The sequence below is a fragment of the Streptomyces thermoalcalitolerans genome, from assembly GCF_039525155.1.
In the GTDB taxonomy this organism is placed as follows: Bacteria; Actinomycetota; Actinomycetes; order Streptomycetales; family Streptomycetaceae; genus Streptomyces; species Streptomyces thermovulgaris.
This window is the reverse complement of sequence record NZ_BAAAHG010000006.1, coordinates 145,556-165,744: the sequence shown is the minus strand read 5'-3', so window position 1 is coordinate 165,744 and position 20,189 is coordinate 145,556. Positions and strand designations below refer to the sequence as shown.

Here is a 20,189-nt window from a genome sequence, read left to right as displayed (position 1 = left end):
CCCAGGCCCCCGCGCCCGCCGCGAACCCCGCCGTGCCCACCGCCCCGCCGGCGTCGTCCCTGCCCCAGCAGCCCGGCGTTCCCCAGGCCGCGTCCGCCCCGCTGACCAGCGGCCCCGGGGGCGGGCAGCCCTCGTGGGCCCAGCAGGTGCACCAGCTGGCGGGAGCGGGAAGCGGGCAGCCCGTCGTGCCCTGGAGACCGCCGGTCGAGGACCCGTTCCAGGCGGCGGCACGGCAGCGGACGTCGGGCCGCCCGGCCGGCCTCGGCAAGCGGCTGGCCGCACGGCTCGTCGACTCGCTCGTCGTCGGGGGCGTGACCGCGGTGGCCGCGGTACCGCTCGGCGCCAGGGCGGTCGACCACATCAACGACAAGATCGAGGCGGCCAAGCTCTCCGGGCGCACGGTCACCGTCTGGCTGCTGGACGGCACCACGGGGACGTATCTGGGCATCGTCCTCGCCGTGCTGCTGCTCTTCGGCGTCCTGTACGAGGTCCTGCCCACGGTCAAGTGGGGCCGCACCCTGGGCAAGAAGCTGTGCGGTCTGGAGGTGCGGGACATCGAGGCCCACGAGTACCCGACCTTCGGTCCCGCCCTGCGCCGCTGGCTCGTCTACAGCGTCCCCGGCCTGCTCGGCGTCGGCCTCGTGGGGCTGGTGTGGTGCCTGTTCGACAAGCCGTGGCACCAGTGCTGGCACGACAAGGCGGCGCACACGTTCGTGGCCGGCTGACCGGGCCGGCGCGGACCGCCCCGTCGTTCCCCGCCGCCCGAGCGGGGCAGCCGCTGCCCGCCGCCCGGGCGGCGGGGATCATCCGTACGGACCGTTCCGGGTGCGGGGCGGGCGGGCGCGGGATGTATTCGGCGCATGAGCACCGAACCACCCCACGGCTCCGGACCGCAGCCACCGCCTCCCGGTGAGCAGCCGCCCCCTTCCGGCGGCGGCCCCGCGGGCGGCGGACCGTACGGCGGCGGCCAAGGCGGCAGCCCCTACGGTCCCGGCGGTCCCGGCGGCCCCGGCGGGCCCTACGGCGGCGGGGGAGGGCCGTACGGCGGCGGGCCGTACCCCGGCGACCCTCTCGCCGGTATGCCCCCGCTCGCCGACAGCGGCAAGCGCACCCTCGCCCGGATCATCGACCTGGTCCTGGTGGGGATCGTCGCCGCACTGATCACCTGGGCGGCGGGGATCAACGAGTACACGGTGAGAGCCGAGAACGTGCAGGTCGGCCGGTCCCTGGCGCAGTCGGTGGTCGGGGTGGTGCTCTATGTGGCCTACGACACCTTCATGATCGCCAAAAACGGCGGGCAGACCCTCGGCAAGAAGTGGCTCGGTCTGCGGGTGGCCGATCTGCGCGACGGCTCCACCCCCTCCGTCCCGGTCTCGCTGGCACGCGCGGCGGTGCTGTGGGTCCCGAGCTGGTTCTGCTGCGCCTGCCTCTGGCTGGTGATCTGCGGCGGCTGGAGCTTCTTCGACCGTCCCTACAAGCAGGGCCTGCACGACAAGGCGGCCAAGACGGTGGTGGTCAGCACCAGGTGACACCGGGGTGACACCGGGCCGATGCGCGGCCCGGAGCGGACGACGGGTCAGGAGGCCGTCCGTCCCCGCACCGGCTCCGCTCCCGCCGACACCGGCTCCCGCCGCACGCGCGGAGTCACCGGCCGGGCGGACGGCTGCACCGTGCGCGCCTTCGGCAGCGGTGCCGTCAGGGCGACCAGGAGGCCCAGGGCGAGTGCCGATACGGCGACGACCACGACCCCTGGGCCTGAACTCGTCCGGGACAGCAGCAACATGGCGAGCGTCGAGAAGACCACGGTGCAGGAGCCGTAGACGAGCTGTGCGGCGGTCGGACGAGGCATGGCAATCGGTCCTCGGGAAGGGGGTCTCCCCCTGTGCCTCTTACTGGGGGGAGTACACGGACAGGGATCCACGGGTGTGACAAGGATGTCGGCCTGGGGTTCACCGGCTTCCGAACGTTCCGCCCATCGACTTTACCGCCTGTGTGCCCAGGGGGAACCGTCGGTAAGCATGACCTGACCCGCGGTACCGGTGCACAGGGGGCGCACGGAGTCATGCAGTCCACATGGTGGACGAAATCGCGCGCCCGTTCGGGAAGTTCCGCTCAGGCGGCCTCGTCGGCCTGCCGTCGTCCCGCGTCCGCGCGGCAGACACGCACCCCCTCATAGAGCAGTTGACCTGTCCAAGTCAAGGTCTGTATTTTCTCGTCAACCTCTAGTCAAATGTCGTCACTTGACTACACGCGTTGATCGCACGCGGACATTCCCTTGGTCCCAAGACCCCTTCCGCGTGCACGAACGCGTCAGGGGAGGACATCAAGTGACGAGCAGACCCCGGACGTTCAGAACGGCCGCGATCGGTGTCGCACTCGCGGCGGCCACCGCCACGTTCTCGACGTCAACCCTGGCTCAGGCCGCTGAGCCGGCCGCCACACCGGCCGCCGCGGCGGCCGGCCCCGCCTCCGGGCACCGGCACGACCCGCAGCCGGTCGAGCAGCACGCGCACAATCTGGACGGGCCGCTGAGCCGGACTCAGAAGGCCCAGCGCCAGGAGGCCTTGAACCAGCTGATCGCCGGCAAGACCAAGGTCCAGAACCGGCACGGCTCGAAGGTCGTCCAGCTCAAGGGCAAGAAGGGCGACACCAAGTACGTCGAGCTGGGCCGGGAGAAGACCGACAAGATCTTCGCCATCCTGGTCGAGTTCGGCGACCGGATCGACCCGCGGTACGGCGGCACACCCGGACCGCTGCACAACCAGATAGCCAAGCCGGACCGCACCAAGGACAACTCGACGGCCTGGCAGAAGGACTACAACCGCAAGCACTTCGAGGACCTGTACTTCGGCACCGGCAAGAAGACCGAGTCGGTCAAGAAGTACTTCGAGAAGCAGTCCTCGGGCCGCTACTCGGTCGAGGGAGAGGTCTCCGACTGGGTCAAGGTGCCCTACAACGAGGCCCGTTACGGCAACAACGCCTGCGGCTCCAGCAACTGCCCGAGCGTGTGGAACGTCGTCAGCGACGGTGTCAACGCCTGGGTCGCCCAGCAGAAGGCGGCCGGCAGGACCGACGCCCAGATCAAGGCGAACCTGGCCCAGTACGACCAGTGGGACCGCTACGACTACGACGGCGACGGCGACTTCAACGAGCCGGACGGCTACATCGACCACTTCCAGATCGTGCACGCCGGTGAGGACGAGTCCGCCGGCGGCGGCGCCCAGGGCACCGACGCGATCTGGGCGCACCGCTGGTACGCCTTCGGCACCGACGCCGGCGCCACCGGCCCCGAGTTCAACAAGCTCGGCGGCGCGCAGATCGGCAACACCGGCATCTGGGTCGGCGACTACACCATCCAGCCGGAGAACGGCGGCCTCGGCGTCTTCACCCACGAGTACGCCCACGACCTCGGCCTGCCGGACGAGTACGACACCGCCGGCGGCGAGAACTCCACCGGCTTCTGGACGCTGATGTCCTCCGGCTCCTGGCTCGGCCGGGGCAAGGACTCCATCGGCGACCTGCCGGGCGACATGAACTCCTGGGACAAGCTGCAGCTGGGCTGGCTGAACTACGACACCGCCAAGGCCGGCGTGAAGTCCTGGCACAAGCTGGGCCCGGCCGAGTACAACACCAAGTACCGGCAGGCCGTGGTGGTCTCCCTGCCCGACAAGGCGGTCACCACCGAGATCGTCACCCCGGCCCAGGGTGCCACCCAGTGGTGGAGCGGCAGCGGTGACAACCTGAAGAACACCCTGACCCGGTCCGTGGACCTCACCGGCAGGACGTCGGCCACTCTCACCCTCGACGGCTGGTACGACATCGAGGCCAACTACGACTACCTGTACACCGAGGTCTCCACCGACGGCGGCGCCAGCTTCACCGCCCTGGACGGCACGGTGGACGGCCGGCCGATCCCGCGCGACGGCAGTGACAAGCCCGCCCTGACCGGCAGCAGCGACGGCTACCGGAAGCTGTCGTACTCCCTGGACGCGTACGCCGGCCAGAAGATCCAGCTCCGCTTCCGCTACCAGACCGACGGCGGTGTGGCGCAGAAGGGCTTCGCGGCCGACTCGATCACGCTGACCGCGGACGGCACGGTGCTCTTCGCGGACGACGCCGAGAGCGCGGACCCGGCGTGGACGGCGAACGGCTTCTCCCGGATCGGCGCGTCCTTCACCAAGGACTACAAGCAGTACTACATCGCCGAGAACCGGCAGTACGTGTCGTACGACACCACGCTGGAGACCGGCCCGTACAACTTCGGCTTCACCGGCACCGACCGTCCGAACTGGGTGGAGCACTTCCCGTACCAGAACGGTCTGCTGATCTGGAAGTGGGACACCTCCCAGGCCGACAACAACACCAGCCGGCACCCGGGCACCGGTCTGATCCTCCCGGTCGACTCGCACCCGAACGCGCTGCGGTGGTCCGACGGCACGCTGATGCGCAACCGCATCCAGACCTACGACGCGACGTTCAGCACCTACCGCACGGACGGCATCACGCTGCACAAGGAGGGCGTGGCCACGCGGATCAAGTCGTCGAAGGGCGTGTCGGTCTTCAACGACCACACCCACACCTACTGGGACCCGGCGAACCCGGGCGGCAGCGTCAAGGTCACTGACACCAACACCAAAATCAAGATCGTCAAGGAGCCCAAGGACGGCTCCACGATCGAGATCGAGGTGGACAAAGCGGTGAGGTGACCAGCGTTTCCGCAGGTCAAACGCGTGCCGGCGGTGACCCTCTGGCGGGTTGCCGCCGGTTCGTGTTTAGTGCCTGCTGTCGCTCTCTTATTGACACCCTTATCGACACCGACTTGTCGACACCGACCGGAACGGGGATGTGACCGCATGGCCGCAGGAGGTTTCTGCAAGCTGCCGGACAGCACCGTGGTGGTGGCGCTGAACCTGCCCAGCCCCGCCCCCGACGGCGTCGGCGGCGTCCGTGTACTCGTCCACGCCCACAACCGCGCCCGCGCCCTGACCCGTCTGCGCAACCTGGGTCTGCGGGCGGTCTACCTGCGCGGCAACGCGGCGCCGCCCACCCCGGACGAGGTCACCGCGGTCCTCCATCACCCCGACGGCCTGATATGGCGCACCTTCCCCGAGAACCCCCTCGACGCCCCGGAGCTGTGGCACCCGATCAGAACCCTGCTGCGCCGCGACACGGCGACACGCGTGTGACGCCGGCCGCCGGCACGCGCGCGTGAGCGAATGCATGTTCGGCTTGGGGTCCGTCTGGTGGGTGCGCCCCGCGCGGGGACGGGGCAGCGAGCGGCAGGGGCGGCACGCGGCGGGTGCACCGGTGCGGACGGTGAGGCCGAGGTGATGCCACGGCGCCGCGGGGGCGGCGGTGCCGCGGGGACGGTGGCGCCGGGGCGGAGGAGCGGCACCGCGGGAAGGGCGCCGGCGGCGGCCGGGCCACCCGGGGCCGGCGGGCCGGATCAGGCGACGACCGGCTTGCCCATGAGCTCCACGCCCGCCTGGCGCAGTTCCTCCAGCGCCCGCTCGGTGGTCTCCTGGCTCACCCCGGCGGTGAAGTCGAGGAGGACCCGGGTGCGGAACCCCTCCTTGACGGCGTCCAGGGCGGTGGCGCGGACGCAGTGGTCCGTGGCGATGCCGACCACGTCCACCTCGTCGATCTCGTGGTCCCTGAGCCAGTCGGCCAGGGACACACCGTTCTCGTCCGTGCCCTCGAAGCCGCTGTAGGCCGCCGAGTAGGCGCCCTTGTCGAAGACGGCGTCGATCGCGCCGGAGGCGACGGCGGGGGCGAAGTTCGGGTGGAAGCCCACGCCCTCGGTGCCCGCGACGCAGTGGGCGGGCCAGGACTGGGCGTAGTCGGGCTCGTCGGCGAAATGGCCGCCGGGCTCGATGTGGTGGTCACGGGTGGCCACCACGTGGTGGTAGCCGGCGAAGTCCCCGGAGCTCCCGGTCCCGCCCGGGCCGGGAGGACTCCCCTGCCCGATCAGCTCGGTGATCGCGGCGGCGACGTCGGCGCCCCCGGCCACCGCGAGGCTGCCTCCCTCGCAGAAGTCGTTCTGCACATCGACGACGATCAAGGCGCGGCGCATGGTCTGTGTCCTTCGGCTATCGGTTCGATGGGATGAAACGGGTGACGTGACGGAAAGCGGTGCATGGGGTGCATGGGGTGCATGGGGTGAAGGGAGTGAAGGGAGCAGGAAGGGCGGAGGGTGCGGCGGGGTGCGGAGCCCGGCCGTGCGGCCCCGGCGCCGTGGCCCGCGCGGGCCGGGCGGGAGGACGCCTTCGGCGGCACGGGCCCTGTCGGCGGTGCGGGGAACGCGAGGATCGCAGGGAAGCAGTGCACCGCTTTTAGTTACCCGAGCCCCCGTGGACGTACTCCGTCGGAAGGACGGGTTCCCCACGGGAGAGCTGTGTCGCGGACAGCGGCAGACGGGCGCGGGCGGCCCTGTGGCGCTCCCGGGCCACGTCCAGCGGCTCACGGGCGACCACCTCGCCGCCCTTGACCAGCTCGACCAGCAGCTGACGGTCGGCCAGTGCCTCCGGCACCGGCCCGGTGCCCACCACCTCGGCCTCCGCGACCCCGCTCTCGTCCAGCCGGCGCGCCGCCCACTTGCGCCCGCCGATGGAGGTCTTGCCGCCGGTGGACCTCTTCGCCACCGGCACCAGGGGCGCCCCCGGATCGTCGCTCTCGGCGCGGGCGACCAGCTTGTAGACCATGGAGGCCGTCGGATGGCCGGAGCCGGTCACCAGCTGGGTGCCGACCCCGTAGGCGTCCACCGGCGCCGCCGCGAGCGAGGCGATGGCGTACTCGTCCAGGTCCGAGGTGACGATGATCTTCGTGTTCCGGGCACCCAGCTCGTCCAGCTGCCGGCGCACCCGGTGCGCGACCAGCAGCAGGTCGCCGGAGTCGATGCGCACCGCGCCCAGCTCGGGCCCGGCGACCTCCACGGCCGTACGGACCGCCTCGGCCACGTCGTACGTGTCCACCAGCAGCGTCGTGCCCCGGCCCAGCGAGTCGACCTGCGCCCGGAAGGCGTCCCGCTCGCTGTCGTGCAGCAGGGTGAAGGCATGGGCGGAGGTGCCGACGGTCGGGATGTTGTAGCGGAAGCCGGCGGCCAGGTCCGAGGTGGAGGCGAACCCGCCGATGTAGGCGGCCCGGGCGGCGGCCACCGCGGCCAGCTCGTGGGTGCGGCGGGCGCCCATCTCGATCAGCGGGCGGTCACCGGCGGCCGAGGCCATCCGGGAGGCGGCGGCCGCGATCGCCGAGTCGTGGTTGAGGATCGACAGGATCACGGTCTCCAGCAGCACGCACTCGCCGAACGTCCCCTCCACGCGCATGACCGGTGAGCCGGGGAAGTAGACCTCCCCCTCGGGGTAGCCCCAGATGTCACCGCCGAACCGGTAGCCGGCGAGCCACTCCAGCGTCGGGTCGTCGACGATTCCCCGGCTCCGCAGAAAGCGGAGCACGTCCTCGTCGAAGCGGAAGTTCTCCACCGCGTCCAGCACCCGCCCGGTGCCGCACACGACGCCGTAGCGGCGCCCGTCGGGCAGCCGCCGGGCGAAGACCTCGAAGACGCTGCGCCGCCCGGCGGTCCCGGCCTTCAGGGCGGCCTGCAGCATGGTCAGCTCGTAGTGGTCCGTGAAGAGCGCCGTCGAGGGAACACTCACCGGCAGCCCGAGGTCCGCATCCACCAGAGCTCTCCTAAGACATGTCCTGCGGGATGGCCCCCGGTGACGTCCGGGGGTCCGGGGCCGTTCCCCGGGATACGCACGGCACGGATCGTACCCCCATCTCGTCAATCTGACGATAGAGGGTCCGTGAGGGGGCTGCCACGAGGCCCGTTTGTGCGTGTACCCCCCTGGGATGGCAGCATGGGCCGTGTGACGGTAGCCGCACCCATCGAGATCGAGAAGACCGAGTCGGCGGAGGACGTCTCCGCCGTACCTGAACCCGACGTCCCCTGGGTGACGATCGTCCACAACGACCCCGTCAATCTCATGAGCTATGTCACGTACGTCTTCCAGACGTACTTCGGCTACTCCAAGGAGAAGGCCACCAAGCTCATGCTCGACGTCCATCACAAAGGCCGGGCGGTCGTCTCCAGCGGGACACGCGAGGAGATGGAACGGGATGTGCAGGCCATGCACGGCTATGGTCTGTGGGCCACCCTCCAGCAGGATCGGAAGTAGCGAACTCCCTTCATGGCAGGACACTTCGAACCGCTCCCCGGCGGTGGCGCGGCCATCGCTCTCGACGAGATCGAGATCTCCATCCTCCGCTCGCTGGCCGTGCAGCTCCTGGAGCTCATCGGTCCCGGACCCGCCGGGGACGCCTCCGGCGACCCGCTCGCCGAGCTGTTCGCCGAGGGTCCGAGCGAACCGCCCTCCGATCCGGTGCTGAAACGGCTCTTCCCGGACGCCTACGGCGACCCCGAGGAGCCTCCCGGCACCCCGGAGGAGGCCGCCGAGCAGCGTGCCCGCTCGGCGGAGTTCCGCCGCTACACCGAGAGCGACCTGCGCGCCGGCAAGCGCGAGAACGCCCTCGCGGTGGTCCACGCGCTCAACGCGCTCACGCCCGCCGGCGAGGGCGGGGCGGTGCTGGAGCTGTCCGTGGAGGACTCCAAGCGGTGGCTCGGCGCGCTCAACGACCTGCGTCTGGCGATCGGTTCCCGGCTGGAGATCACCCACGAGGACGACACCGACGACCTCTACGGCCTGCCGGACGACGACCCGCGCAAGCCGATGGTGATGGCCTATCTGTGGCTGGGTGGTCTTCAGGAAACCCTCGTCTCCACTCTCATGCCGTAATCCCCCGGACCTTTTTCAGGCTCCTTTCGGCCTTCTCACGAACACCTTCCGGACCTCTCCCGACTTGTGCCTGCCTGAGCGTTTTTGGTGTTCGCTCAGAGGATCCTCAAATCCGGATAACGATCCGGCCACCATGATGGTCGTTTATGATCTTTTTTTGTGTGGTTTGTCCGCTTCTCCCTGTGGAGTCCCTCACACACCTGTTCGGCGATCAGTGCCGCGGTCGTGGTAGACCTTCACGACCACTCGGCGAACACCACCGCGTTCCGCCGGGTGTGCCACCGGGCCTGAACGGCCGGCCAGGCACAACTCCATCCAACCCGGGGGGAATTCGGACCCGGTCCAGGGCCTTACACGGCCCGGGCCGGCAATGGAGAAAGGCGCGACCTCATGACCTCACCGCAGGTCACCGAAGCCCCTGAAGAGGGGTACGAGCGCGGACTTGGCGCACGCCAGGTCCAGATGATCGCCATCGGCGGCGCGATCGGCGTCGGCCTCTTTTTGGGAGCCGGGGCGAACATCGCCAAGGCTGGGCCCAGTCTCATCGTCATGTACGCCCTCGCAGGCGTGATCATCTTCTTCATTATGCGGGCCCTCGGTGAGCTTCTGCTCTACCGTCCGGTCTCGGGTTCCTTCGCGGAGTACTCCCGGGAGTTCCTCGGTCCGTTCTTCGGCTACTTCACCGCCTGGACGTACTGGTTGATGTGGGTGGTGATCGCCATGGCCGAGCTGACGGCCGCCGCGATCTACATCAACTACTGGTTCCCGGCGATCCCGCAGTGGATCACCGCCCTGACCTTCCTGATCCTCCTCTTCGGAGCCAACCTGATCTCCGTCAAGCTGTTCGGGGAGATCGAGTTCTGGTTCTCGATGGTCAAGGTCACCGCCATCATCGGCATGATCGTCATCGGTCTGGGCGTTCTCACCTTCGGCTTCAGCGCCGCCGGCGACACCGCCGGCGTCGCCAACCTCTGGCAGTTCGACGGCTTCTTCCCCAAGGGCATCGGCTCCTCCCTGATGACCCTGCAGGGCGTGATGTTCGCCTACCTCGCCGTCGAACTGGTCGGCGTCACCGCCGGCGAGTCGAAGAACCCGGAGAAGACCCTCCCCAAGGCGATCAACACGCTGCCCTGGCGCATCGCCCTGTTCTACGTCGGCGCCCTCACCGTCATCCTGTGCGTGGTGAAGTGGACCGAGTTCGGCCCGGACGTCAGCCCCTTCGTGAAGGCGTTCGCGGTCATCGGCATCCCGGCCGGCGCGGGCATCGTCAACTTCGTGGTGCTCACCGCGGCCCTGTCCTCCTGCAACTCCGGCATGTACTCCACCGGCCGCATGCTGCGCACCCTCGCGGACAACGGCGAGGCCCCCCAGGTCTTCCGCCGCCTGTCCGCCTCCAGGACGCCGGCCCTCGGCATCGCGGTCTCCGTCGCCTTCATGGGCATCGGCGTGGTGCTGAACTACATCGTCCCGGAGAAGGCCTTCGGCTACGTCACCTCCGTCGCCACCGGGGCCGGCATCTGGACCTGGTCGATGATCCTGATCAGCCACATCCGGTACCGGCGGGCCGTCGAGGCGGGCCGGCTGCCCGCCTCCTCCTTCCCGGCGCCGGGCGGCTCGGTCTGCTCCTGGATCGCCCTCGCGTTCCTGCTGCTCGTCACCGGCATGATCGCCGTCGACGCCGAGGCCCGTGTCTGCCTGTATGTGATGGCCGTCTGGTCCGTCGCCCTCTGCATCGGCTGGGCCGTGCTCAAGAACCGCAACCCGCAGGTCACCGAGCGCCGCGAACCCCAGCTGGAGAAGACCGGCTGACCCAGCCGGACCCCCGGGCCGGACGCCCGGCGGGGGCGGGACCACCTGACACCCGCTCCCGTGGCCGCTCAGGGCGTCCGCCATACGAGCCGCCCCGTACCGCCATCCGGTACGGGGCGGCCGTCTGTCTATGCTGAGCCCCATGCTGACCCTCACCCAGGCCCTCTACGACCAGATCGTCGCCCACGCCCGCAAGGACCACCCGGACGAGGCGTGCGGCGTCGTCGCCGGCCCCGCGGGCTCCGGCCGGCCCGAGCGCTTCATCCCCATGGTGAACGCGGCCCGCTCGCCCACCTTCTACGAGTTCGACTCGCAGGACCTGCTCAGGCTGTACCGGGAGATGGACGAGCGCGACGAGGAACCGGTCGTCATCTACCACTCCCACACCGCCACCGAGGCCTACCCCTCCCGCACCGACATCGCCTACGCCAACGAGCCGAACGCCCACTACGTCCTGGTGTCCACGGCCGACACCGACGGCCTCGGCGAGTTCCAGTTCCGCTCGTTCCGCATCGTGGACGGCGAGGTCACCGAGGAGGAGGTCAAGGTGGTGGAGGCGTACTGACCGGTCCCGGCACCCGCCGGTCCGCACCGTCCGCACCGGTCCCCGGCACCCCTTTGCCGCGCATTGTCTCGCATCCTGGATGAACGCCGTCCACCAGTCGGGATCGCACTCCAGGTCCCGGACCGGGAATCGATACGATGCCCCCATGGTTTTCAACGACGTGAACGGTCAGGCGCCGGGCATGCTGCTCGTGGCGCGGCGGCACGTCGACCTGTGCAGGCTGAACAGCGCCATCTGTTGACGCTCCCTGCCGCCGTACGGCCGTGAGCCGCGGCGCTCCCCCAGTGCCGAGAGCGTGGGGGACTCCCAGCGCGCCCCCGAACCAGACGACACCTTTTCCCGACAGGAGCCCGCAACCATGGCCATCGAGGTCCGCATCCCCACCATCCTCCGCCAGTACACCAACGGCCAGAAGGCCGTGGAAGGAAACGGGGAGACCCTCGCCGAGCTCTTCGCCGACCTCGAGACCCGGTACCCGGGCATCCAGGCCCGCATCGTGGAGGGCGAGCAGCTGCGCCGCTTCGTCAACGTCTACCTCAACGACGAGGACGTCCGCTTCCTGGACGGCATCTCCACCAAGCTCGCCGACGGCGACAACGTCACGATCCTGCCGGCCGTCGCCGGCGGCATGCGCTGATCGGTCGCGGGCAGCGATGCGCTACGACTCTCCTCTGGACGCGGTGGGCAACACCCCCCTGGTGCGCCTGCCGCGGCTGTCGCCGTCCGCCGACGTCCGCATCTGGGCGAAGCTGGAGGACCGCAACCCGACCGGATCGGTCAAGGACCGGCCCGCCCTGCACATGATCGAGCAGGCGGAGAAGGACGGCCGTCTCACCCCGGGCTGCACGATCCTCGAGCCGACCTCCGGCAACACCGGCATCTCGCTGGCCATGGCCGCCCGGCTCAAGGGCTACCGCATGGTCTGCGTGATGCCCGAGAACACCTCCCGGGAACGCCGTGAGCTGCTCCGCATGTGGGGCGCGGAGATCATCTCCTCGCCGGCCGCGGGCGGCTCCAACACCGCCGTGCGCGTGGCCAAGGAACTGGCCGCCGAGCACCCGGACTGGGTGATGCTCTACCAGTACGGCAACCCGGACAACGCCGGCGCCCACTACGCCACCACCGGACCCGAGATCCTCGCCGACCTGCCCTCCATCACGCACTTCGTCGCGGGTCTGGGCACCACCGGCACCCTCATGGGCGTCGGCCGCTATCTGCGCGAGCACAAGCCGGACGTACAGATCGTCGCCGCCGAACCGCGCTACGACGACCTGGTCTACGGCCTGCGCAACCTCGACGAGGGCTTCGTCCCCGAGCTGTACGACGCCTCCGTCCTGACCAGCCGCTACTCGGTCGGCTCCGCCGACGCGGTCGCCCGCACCCGGGAACTCCTCCAGCAGGAGGGCATCTTCGCGGGCGTCTCCACCGGAGCCGCCCTGCACGCGGCCCTCGGCGTCGGCAGGAAGGCGCTGAAGGAGGGCCGCAGCGCCGACATCGTCTTCATCGTCGCCGACGGCGGCTGGAAGTACCTCTCCACCGGCGTCTACACGGCGGCCACCACCGAGGAAGCCGTCGAGAAGCTCCAGGGACAGCTCTGGGCATAGGCCCGCCCCCACACCTCTCCGCCCGTCCCGCGGGCCCTCCCGCGAGGCGGGCGGCGCTGTTGCCGGGAGACGTTCCGGCCCTCCGGCCGATTTCCCGTTCGGCCGATTTCCCGGGCCCGTCGAAGTTCAGCGAGGGCGGACGGGGCAAGAAGGACAGGGAACGGCACCTCGGGTCCGAAAGGCGGCCGTCCCATGCGCCGTACGACGCTCCACCGCGCCACGGTCACCGCCGCGGCGGCCACCCTGCTCCTGACCGGCTGCGGAGCGGGGCACGGCGGCGCGGCCCCCGCAAGGGGCCCCGCGGCGGACTCCGCAACGGACTCTGCGGCGGACTCCGCGAAGAGCAGCACCGGCCCCTCACCGGCCTCCGGCCCGGTCCCCGCCTCGAAACCCGCGCCCGGCTGCACGGGCCACGCCGAACTCACCGTGGCCGACTCCGGGCGGACCCTCTGCCTGACGGCCGGCGGACAGGTGCGGCTCACCCTGGACGGCACCGGGGACCGCCCCTGGGCGCCGGTGAGGTCCACCGGCACCGCCCTGCGGGCCGCCAACGCCGGAATCGTGATCCTGCCGGGCGACGCCGTCGCCGCCTTCGACGCGGTCGCCCCCGGCACGGCCCGGCTGACCTCCACCCGCCCCCTGTGCGCGACCGGCGGCCCCGGCCGGATCGGATGCCAGGGCCTCCAGGAGTGGACGGTCACGGTGGAGGTGAGAGCGACGGGAGCGGCAGGAAAGGCAGGGGAGGCGGGGGCGACAGGGAAGGCGGGGGCGACAGGGAAGGCGGGGGAGGGAGCGAGGTCATGAGCCGTCTTCGCCGCGGCCCCCGCTCAGTCGGCCAGATACCGCACCTGGTCCCACAGCACCGGGTCCACGACACCCACCCGGCGCCGGAAGTCCCGCACCGGCACCTCCTGGATCTCGTCGGTCTCCAGGAAGCTCGTCCGGCCCTGCGCGTCCCCCACCGAGCCCGGCGGCAGGGGAATCACCCCGACCCGCTCGTCGCGGTACTTGCCGGTGATCCTCGCGACCCTGGCGCGCCTGCCGCGCACCGACAGCACCAGACAGGGCCGGTCCTGTGCCCCCGGCCCCTCGGCCCCCGGCCCCGTCTCGCAGGGCACGCTGGCCCACCAGATCTCCGCCGGCCGCGGACGCGCCACGGCGGACCGCTCGCACCGATCGGACCGCTTGGACCGGTCGGATCGCTCAGACCCGTCGGAGCGGTGGGAGCGGTCCGGGCGGCCGAAGCCGCCCAGGCCGCCGGACCGGTCGTCCGGACGCCTGGACGGACGCGCCCGGCGGCTTCCCGGCCCGGGGGCCCGCCCCCAGCCGTCGACGAGCGCGGCGACGAGCGCGAGCAGCACCACCGCTGCGAGCGCCGGCCACCAGGACGTGTCCATGGGGACGACGCTACCGGCGCGCGACGCTCCGTGCGCGCCCTCTTCCGGCTCTCGGGCGCCCCACATCCAGCCGAACCGGTGACACCGCAGGTGAGTTCGCCCACAACAGCCGCTGCCGAAGGAGCGATCGGACCTTTCGCGCCTTACGCTCGACGGACCGCACGGCCCCCGTCACTTTCTGTTCGCTGTTCCCGCCAGCGGAGGTTCCTGCTTTATGAAGCTCACCGTCGTCGGCTGCTCGGGGTCGTTCCCGTCCGCGGAATCGGCCTGCTCGAGCTACCTGGTCGAGGCCGACGGCTTCCGGCTGCTTCTCGACCTGGGCAACGGCGCCCTGGGCGCGCTGCAGCGCCACTGCGGTCTCTACGACCTCGACGCCATCTTCCTGAGCCATCTGCATGCCGACCACTGCATCGACATGCTCGGCTACTTCGTCGCGCGCTACTACCGGTACGAGGGTGGTCGCTGCGACCCCATCCCGGTCTATGGCCCCGAGGGCACCGAGCACCGGCTCACCACCGCTTACGCCGACACCCCCACCGCCTCCTCCATGAGCGAGGTGTTCGACTTCCACACGGTGAAGCCCGGCACCTTCGAGATCGGCCCCTTCACCGCGCACACCGACCTGGTGGCGCACCCCGTGGAGGCGTACGGCATCCGTATCGAGCACGGCGGCAAGGTGCTGACGTACTCCGGGGACACCGGGGTGACCGAGGCGCTGGACGAACTCGCCCGCGACGCCGACCTGTTCCTGTGCGAGGCCGCTTTCACGGACGGCAAGGAGGACATCCCCGACCTTCACCTCAACGGGCGCGAGGCGGGGGAGACCGCCGCCCGCGCCCGTGCCCGCCGACTGGTCCTCACCCACATTCCTCCGTGGACCGACCCCCAGGTCAACCTGGCCGACGCCCGTGCGGCCTACGCCGGCCCGGTGGAGCTGGCGGTGCCGGGCGCGACGTACGAGATCTGAGCCCAGGACGTGAGAAGGCTCCCGGTTCCGGACGGCCGTCCGGAACCGGGAGCCTTTCTGCGGGCGCCGGGCCCGTGCCCCGCGAGGGCCTACGCCTTCGTGAGGTCCTCGGCCTGCTCCTCGGGCTCACGGCCCGGGGTGGGCAGATTGAACTTGGTGATGGCGAAGCGGAAGACCGCGTAGTAGATCACCGCGAACACCAGGCCGACCGGAATGATCAGCCAGGGCTTGGTCGCCAGGTTCCAGTTGAGGACGTAGTCGATGAAGCCCGCGGAGAAGGTGAAGCCGGCGTGCACCCCGAGCGCCCAGGTGACGGCCATGGACAGGGCGGTCAGCACCGCGTGGATCGCGTACAGCGCCGGGGCGATGAACACGAACGCGAACTCGATCGGCTCGGTCACACCGGTCACGAAGGACGTCAGCGCGAGCGAGAGCATCATGCCCAGCACGGCCTTGCGGCGCTCGGGGCGGGCGGAGTGCGCGATCGCGAGGGCGGCGGCCGGCAGACCGAACATCATGATCGGGAAGAAGCCGGACATGAACTGGCCGGCATCCGGGTCACCGGCGAAGAAGCGGTGCAGGTCACCGTGGACGACCTCACCGGCCGCATTGGTGAAGTCGCCGATCTGGAACCAGGAGACGGTGTTGACGAACTGGTGCATGCCGACCGGGATCAGCGCGCGGTTGACCAGGCCGAACAGACCCGCGCCGAAGGCACCCAGACCGGTGATCCACTCGCCGAGGGCGGAGATGCCGTCACCGATCGGCTCCCAGACCAGACCGAAGAAGACGCCCATCAGGGTGCCGACGAAGGCCATGATGATCGGCACCAGACGCCGGCCGTTGAAGAAGCCGAGCCAGTCCACGAGCTTCTTGCGGTGGTAGCGCTGCCACAGCACCGCCGACAGCAGCCCCATCAGGATGCCGCCGAGCACCCCGGGGTTGTTGTAGGTGGCCTCGACTATCTTCCCGTCCTCGATGTGCTGCTCGGTGAGCGGGAAGGCCTTCAGCACATTGCTGTAGACCAGGAAGCCGACCAGGGCGGCCAGTGCGGTGGAGCCGTCCGACTTCTTCGCGAAGCCGATGGCGACACCGATGCAGAACAGCATCGGCAGATTGTCGAAGAGGGCACCACCGGCCGTGGCGAACACCGCCGTGACCTTGTCGGGCAGATGCAGCTTGGCCTGGACGTCGTCCTGGCCCAGCCGCAGCAGAATGCCGGCAGCGGGCAGAACGGCGATCGGAAGCTGCAGGCTGCGGCCCACCTTCTGCAAGCCCTGGAACAGGCCGGATCCCCGCTTCTTCGCGGGAGCCGCCGTCGACGTGGCGGTGCTCATACGTCCTCCATCGGTGGTCTACACCACGCAGTGGTGTAGACCTGTTGTAGCACGGCGAAGTGGCACAAGGAACCCATCGGCAGTCCCGCTTTGCCCGCTGTTCCCGCCCGTCCGGCGAAGCGCTCTTCTCCCTCGAGTTCTCCCTGTGTGCTCCTCGTGGTTGGCCACCGGCCCCACGGTGGTGTAGACCAGTCCACAGACGGTTCGGTTACGACCAGGGAGAAGGAACATGGCCAGCAAGGCTGAGAAGATCGTCGCCGGGCTCGGCGGCCTCGACAACATCGAAGAGGTCGAAGGCTGCATCACCCGCCTCCGCACCGAGGTCAAGGACCCCTCGCTGGTCGACGAAGCCGCCCTCAAGGCCGCCGGCGCCCACGGCGTCGTCAAGATGGGCACCGCCATCCAGGTCGTCATCGGCACCGACGCGGACCCCATCGCCGCGGAGATCGAGGACATGATGTAGCGCCCGCAGGCCGCCGTGCCGCGCCGGGAAGGGGCATTTCCCCCTGCGGAGGAGCCCCTTCCCCGCGGAGGACTAGGCTCGACGCCATGTCTCGAATCGACGGCCGCACCCCCGAACAACTCCGCCCGGTCACCATCGAACGCGGCTGGAGCAAGCACGCCGAGGGCTCCGTCCTCGTCTCCTTCGGCGACACCAAGGTCCTCTGCACCGCCTCCGTCACCGAAGGCGTCCCGCGCTGGCGCAAGGGCAGCGGCGAGGGCTGGGTCACCGCCGAGTACGCCATGCTCCCCCGTGCCACCAACACCCGCGGCGACCGCGAGTCCGTCAAGGGCAGGATCGGCGGCCGCACCCATGAGATCTCCCGCCTCATCGGCCGCTCACTGCGCTCGGTCGTCGACTACAAGGCCCTCGGCGAGAACACCGTCGTCCTGGACTGCGACGTCCTCCAGGCCGACGGCGGCACCCGCACCGCGGCGATCACCGGCGCGTACGTCGCCCTGGCCGACGCCGTGGCCTGGGCCCAGTCCAAGAAGCTGATCAAACCCGGCCTCCAGCCGCTCACGGGCACGGTCAGCGCGGTCTCGGTCGGCATCGTCGACGGAGTCCCCCTGCTGGACCTCTGCTACGAGGAGGACGTCCGCGCCGACACCGACATGAACGTCGTCTGCACCGGCGACGGCCGCTTCGTCGAGGTCCAGGGCACCGCCGAGGCCGAACCCTTCGCCCGCGACGAACTGAACGCCCTGCTCGACCTCGCCACCGCCGGCTGCACAGAGCTCGCGGCCCTCCAGCAGGCCGCCCTGGACCAGTAGAGGAGCGGCCCAGCATGACCCGACTGATCCTCGCCACCCGCAACACCGGGAAGATCGCCGAACTGCGGGCGATCCTCGGCGACGCCGGCCTGCCCCATGAACTGGTCGGCATGGACGCGTACCCGTCGGTCCCCGACGTCAAGGAAACCGGCGTCACCTTCGCGGAGAACGCCCTGCTGAAGGCCCACGCCCTCGCCCGGGAGACCGGCCTTCCCGCGATCGCCGACGACTCCGGCCTCTGCGTCGACGTCCTCGGCGGCGCCCCCGGCATCTTCTCCGCCCGCTGGGCCGGCCGCCACGGCGACGACCAGGCCAACCTGAACCTGCTCCTGGCCCAGCTGGCGGACATCCCCGACGAACACCGGACCGCCCACTTCGCCTGCGCGGCGGCCCTCGCCCTGCCGGACGGCACGGAACGGGTGGTCGAGGGCCGGCTCCAGGGCACCCTGCGCCACCGGCCCGCGGGCACGAACGGCTTCGGCTACGACCCGATCCTCCAGCCGGAGGGCGAGACCCGCACGTGCGCCGAACTGTCCCCGGAGGAGAAGAACGCGATCAGCCACCGCGGCAAGGCGTTCAGGGCCCTGGTACCGGTGGTGCGGGAGCTGCTGGGCTGAGCGGACGAAGCCGAGCGGACACAGCCAGACAGACAAAAACAGATAAAAACAGATAAAAACGGCCTGCGTATCGATCCTTCGGTGGGCAGGCCGTTTGTGTGCGGCGGGAGGGATTCGAACCCTCAAGCCCGGTCAAGGGCCACAGATCCTAAGTCTGCTGCGTCGCCATTGCGCCACCGCCGCTAGCCGCCTGCCATCGTACCGGGAGCCGCCTGTCGTCTTCTTCCTCCCCTGCACCAGGTGCCGGTGGTGGCATGGCAGTTCGGGCACAGCAGCCGCAGGTTCTCCCGCCGGTTGTCGCTCCAGTCCCCGTTGATGTGATCGACCTCCAGCGTCATGGACCTGCCGAGCCACTCGGGGCCGGTCCCGCACTCCGCACACCGGCCGTCGGACCGTCACGCACGGGAACGCACAGCGGCCCGCACCGGGCACCCCGGTGCGGGCCGCACGCGCGAGCCGCGGAGGCCGGTTCCTCAGATCCCGAGATCCTTGATGAGCTTGGCCACGTGGCCGGTGGCCTTGACGTTGTACAGGGCTCGTTCGACCTTGCCCTCCTCGTCGACGATCACCGTGGAGCGGATGACGCCGACGACCGTCCTGCCGTAGAGCTTCTTCTCGCCGTAGGCGCCGTAGGCCTCCAGGACCTTCTTGTCGGGGTCGGAGAGAAGGGTGACCTTCAGGGACTCCTTCTCACGGAACTTCGCCAGCTTCTCCGGCTTGTCGGGGGAGATGCCGATCACGTCGTAGCCGGCACCGGCCAGGAGGCCGAGGTTGTCGGTGAAGTCGCAGGCCTGCTTGGTGCAGCCGGGGGTGAGGGCGGCCGGATAGAAGTAGACGATGACCTTGCGGCCCGCGCGGTCGGCCAGCGACACCTCCTTGCCGTCGGCGTCGGGGAGGGTGAAGGCGGGGGCGACGTCCCCGGGCTGGAGCCGCTCGGTCATCGAAGGTCGTCTCCTCACAGGTGCCGATACCGTGTCGCTCCGAGGGTAACCGGGGGTGCCGACGGCGCGGTCGGAGCGAGAACTGACAGACTGTGTCGAACAGGAAGCAGTCGAACAGGCAGCAGTCGACTTCGGAGGCGTTACGGTGGCGGACACCAGAACCCCGGATGAGATCGAGGCGGACATCAGACGCCGCCGTGAGGCACTGGCCGAGATGCTCGACGAGATCGGGATGAGGGTGCACCCGAAGACCATCGTCGGTGACGCCAAGGCCAAGGTCGCCTCCCAGGTCGACCACACGCTCGGACGGGCCTATGTGCAGGTCAACCGGGTCGTGAGCGAGGTGCGGGCGCAGTTCGTGGACGAACGGGGCGCTCCCCGTCTGGAGCGGGTCGTCCCGGTCGCGCTCGTCGCCGTCGGACTGGTCGGCCTGCTGGCGCTCGGTGCCCGCAGGCGCCGGAGCTGAGCCGCTCGGCCCCCACCGCGTGCGGACGCGCCGGGAGCAGGTAGGTTTTCAGGCGTGAGCGCCAAGAGTAATGAGCAGAGCAGCCACCACGACAAGCTGCCCATCCGGATGCTGCACGACCGGGTGCTCGTCCGGCAGGAGAACAACGAGGGCGAGCGGCGTTCGGGCGGCGGCATCCTGATTCCCGCGACGGCGGCGGTGGGACGCCGGCTGGCCTGGGCGGAGGTCGTGGCGGTCGGGCAGAACGTGCGGACCGTGGAACCGGGGGACCGCGTGTTGTTCGACCCGGAGGACCGTGCCGAGGTCGAGGTGCGCGGGGTCGGGTACGTGCTCATGCGCGAGCGTGATCTGCACGCGGTGGCCGCGGACCGCTTCGAGGGGTCGGAGGACTCCACCGGCCTGTACCTGTAGGCGGTGTG

Annotated in this window: 24 protein-coding genes, 1 tRNA gene and 1 pseudogene; 18 read left to right on the top strand and 8 right to left on the bottom strand. The window is 70.1% G+C overall.

Going from position 1 to position 20,189, the window contains the following annotated elements; translation table 11 throughout:
• A partial coding sequence (locus tag ABD224_RS06540; RefSeq protein WP_344047766.1) for an RDD family protein occupies nt 1-725 on the top strand: 725 nt, incomplete at its 5' end.
• Between the two features lie 135 nt (nt 726-860).
• Entirely contained in the window at nt 861-1,529 is a 669-nt protein-coding gene (locus tag ABD224_RS06535) for an RDD family protein (protein ID WP_344047763.1), read from the top strand.
• Between the two features lie 47 nt (nt 1,530-1,576).
• Here the strand turns inward: ABD224_RS06535 and ABD224_RS06530 are convergent, their stop codons facing one another.
• Nucleotides 1,577-1,849 (bottom strand): hypothetical protein, encoded by a 273-nt coding sequence (locus tag ABD224_RS06530; RefSeq protein ID WP_344047761.1) that lies wholly within the window; start codon nt 1,847-1,849, stop codon nt 1,577-1,579.
• Between the two features lie 478 nt (nt 1,850-2,327).
• Between ABD224_RS06530 and ABD224_RS06525 the strand changes: the two genes are divergently transcribed.
• Nucleotides 2,328-4,706 carry an immune inhibitor A domain-containing protein gene (locus ABD224_RS06525; RefSeq protein ID WP_344047758.1) on the top strand — a complete coding sequence of 793 codons (2,379 nt, stop codon included), beginning with the start codon at nt 2,328-2,330 and terminating at the stop codon, nt 4,704-4,706.
• Between the two features lie 147 nt (nt 4,707-4,853).
• On the top strand, nt 4,854-5,186 hold the full coding sequence (locus tag ABD224_RS06520; RefSeq protein WP_344047756.1) for a hypothetical protein: 333 nt from the start codon (nt 4,854-4,856) through the stop codon (nt 5,184-5,186).
• 260 nt (nt 5,187-5,446) lie between these two features.
• Here ABD224_RS06520 and ABD224_RS06515 read toward each other — a convergent pair whose 3' ends face one another.
• The gene (locus ABD224_RS06515) at nt 5,447-6,073 is read right to left on the bottom strand and encodes an isochorismatase family protein (protein WP_344047754.1); all 627 of its coding nucleotides are present in this window, start codon (nt 6,071-6,073) and stop codon (nt 5,447-5,449) included.
• 259 nt (nt 6,074-6,332) lie between these two features.
• Nucleotides 6,333-7,679: a nicotinate phosphoribosyltransferase gene (locus ABD224_RS06510; protein WP_344047789.1), complete on the bottom strand. Its 1,347-nt coding sequence runs from the start codon at nt 7,677-7,679 to the stop codon at nt 6,333-6,335.
• A gap of 177 nt (nt 7,680-7,856) precedes the next feature.
• Between ABD224_RS06510 and clpS the strand changes: the two genes are divergently transcribed.
• The 8 genes from clpS (at nt 7,857) to ABD224_RS06470 (ending at nt 13,574) form a co-directional block, all read left to right on the top strand.
• Nucleotides 7,857-8,174, top strand: coding sequence for an ATP-dependent Clp protease adapter ClpS (gene clpS, locus ABD224_RS06505; RefSeq protein ID WP_067388129.1), 318 nt, complete (start codon nt 7,857-7,859; stop codon nt 8,172-8,174).
• Nucleotides 8,175-8,186: 12 nt separating this feature from the next.
• Nucleotides 8,187-8,792 carry a DUF2017 domain-containing protein gene (locus ABD224_RS06500; RefSeq protein ID WP_344047751.1) on the top strand — a complete coding sequence of 202 codons (606 nt, stop codon included), beginning with the start codon at nt 8,187-8,189 and terminating at the stop codon, nt 8,790-8,792.
• Between the two features lie 390 nt (nt 8,793-9,182).
• Complete coding sequence (locus ABD224_RS06495; RefSeq protein ID WP_344047749.1) at nt 9,183-10,601, top strand: amino acid permease; 1,419 nt, start codon at nt 9,183-9,185, stop codon at nt 10,599-10,601.
• Nucleotides 10,602-10,743: 142 nt separating this feature from the next.
• Entirely contained in the window at nt 10,744-11,166 is a 423-nt protein-coding gene (locus tag ABD224_RS06490) for a M67 family metallopeptidase (RefSeq protein WP_344047747.1), read from the top strand.
• Between the two features lie 145 nt (nt 11,167-11,311).
• Nucleotides 11,312-11,407 carry a putative leader peptide gene (locus tag ABD224_RS06485; protein ID WP_328587072.1) on the top strand — a complete coding sequence of 32 codons (96 nt, stop codon included), beginning with the start codon at nt 11,312-11,314 and terminating at the stop codon, nt 11,405-11,407.
• Nucleotides 11,408-11,524: 117 nt separating this feature from the next.
• Nucleotides 11,525-11,803, top strand: a complete 279-nt coding sequence (locus ABD224_RS06480; RefSeq protein ID WP_344047741.1) for a MoaD/ThiS family protein — start codon at nt 11,525-11,527, stop codon at nt 11,801-11,803.
• Between the two features lie 16 nt (nt 11,804-11,819).
• Nucleotides 11,820-12,770: a PLP-dependent cysteine synthase family protein gene (locus tag ABD224_RS06475; protein ID WP_344047739.1), complete on the top strand. Its 951-nt coding sequence runs from the start codon at nt 11,820-11,822 to the stop codon at nt 12,768-12,770.
• Between the two features lie 192 nt (nt 12,771-12,962).
• A complete protein-coding gene (locus ABD224_RS06470; RefSeq protein ID WP_344047737.1) occupies nt 12,963-13,574 on the top strand; it encodes a hypothetical protein in 612 nt (203 codons plus the stop codon).
• 23 nt (nt 13,575-13,597) lie between these two features.
• On the opposite strand, the gene ABD224_RS06465 is transcribed toward ABD224_RS06470, so the two are convergent.
• Nucleotides 13,598-14,167 (bottom strand): type II toxin-antitoxin system PemK/MazF family toxin, encoded by a 570-nt coding sequence (locus tag ABD224_RS06465; RefSeq protein WP_344047734.1) that lies wholly within the window; start codon nt 14,165-14,167, stop codon nt 13,598-13,600.
• Between the two features lie 214 nt (nt 14,168-14,381).
• On the opposite strand from ABD224_RS06465, the gene ABD224_RS06460 reads away from it, so the two are divergent.
• Nucleotides 14,382-15,134: an MBL fold metallo-hydrolase gene (locus tag ABD224_RS06460; RefSeq protein WP_344047732.1), complete on the top strand. Its 753-nt coding sequence runs from the start codon at nt 14,382-14,384 to the stop codon at nt 15,132-15,134.
• 89 nt (nt 15,135-15,223) lie between these two features.
• On the opposite strand, the gene ABD224_RS06455 is transcribed toward ABD224_RS06460, so the two are convergent.
• Nucleotides 15,224-16,471: a PTS transporter subunit EIIC gene (locus ABD224_RS06455; RefSeq protein WP_344047730.1), complete on the bottom strand. Its 1,248-nt coding sequence runs from the start codon at nt 16,469-16,471 to the stop codon at nt 15,224-15,226.
• 229 nt (nt 16,472-16,700) lie between these two features.
• Here ABD224_RS06455 and ABD224_RS06450 point away from each other — a divergent pair, with 229 nt between their 5' ends.
• The 3 genes from ABD224_RS06450 (at nt 16,701) to rdgB (ending at nt 18,363) form a co-directional block, all read left to right on the top strand.
• Nucleotides 16,701-16,934 carry a PTS sugar transporter subunit IIB gene (locus tag ABD224_RS06450; RefSeq protein WP_344047728.1) on the top strand — a complete coding sequence of 78 codons (234 nt, stop codon included), beginning with the start codon at nt 16,701-16,703 and terminating at the stop codon, nt 16,932-16,934.
• Between the two features lie 86 nt (nt 16,935-17,020).
• Entirely contained in the window at nt 17,021-17,746 is a 726-nt protein-coding gene (gene rph / locus ABD224_RS06445; RefSeq protein ID WP_344047726.1) for a ribonuclease PH, read from the top strand.
• Nucleotides 17,747-17,760: 14 nt separating this feature from the next.
• Nucleotides 17,761-18,363, top strand: coding sequence for an RdgB/HAM1 family non-canonical purine NTP pyrophosphatase (rdgB, locus tag ABD224_RS06440; protein ID WP_344047724.1), 603 nt, complete (start codon nt 17,761-17,763; stop codon nt 18,361-18,363).
• 99 nt (nt 18,364-18,462) lie between these two features.
• Here the strand turns inward: rdgB and ABD224_RS06435 are convergent.
• The 3 genes and pseudogenes from ABD224_RS06435 to bcp form a co-directional block, all read right to left on the bottom strand.
• Nucleotides 18,463-18,546: transfer RNA gene (locus ABD224_RS06435), tRNA-Leu, on the bottom strand.
• Nucleotides 18,546-18,743: pseudogene (locus ABD224_RS06430) on the bottom strand (HNH endonuclease); the annotation flags it as partial. The gene ABD224_RS06435 and the pseudogene ABD224_RS06430, both read right to left, overlap by 1 nt.
• Before the next feature lie 93 nt (nt 18,744-18,836).
• Nucleotides 18,837-19,304: a thioredoxin-dependent thiol peroxidase gene (gene bcp / locus ABD224_RS06425; RefSeq protein ID WP_344047722.1), complete on the bottom strand. Its 468-nt coding sequence runs from the start codon at nt 19,302-19,304 to the stop codon at nt 18,837-18,839.
• Between the two features lie 145 nt (nt 19,305-19,449).
• On the opposite strand from bcp, the gene ABD224_RS06420 reads away from it, so the two are divergent.
• On the top strand, nt 19,450-19,770 hold the full coding sequence (locus tag ABD224_RS06420; protein WP_344047720.1) for a DUF3618 domain-containing protein: 321 nt from the start codon (nt 19,450-19,452) through the stop codon (nt 19,768-19,770).
• Between the two features lie 54 nt (nt 19,771-19,824).
• Nucleotides 19,825-20,181: a GroES family chaperonin gene (locus ABD224_RS06415; protein WP_067388156.1), complete on the top strand. Its 357-nt coding sequence runs from the start codon at nt 19,825-19,827 to the stop codon at nt 20,179-20,181.
• The last annotated feature ends 8 nt before the right edge of the window (nt 20,182-20,189 follow it).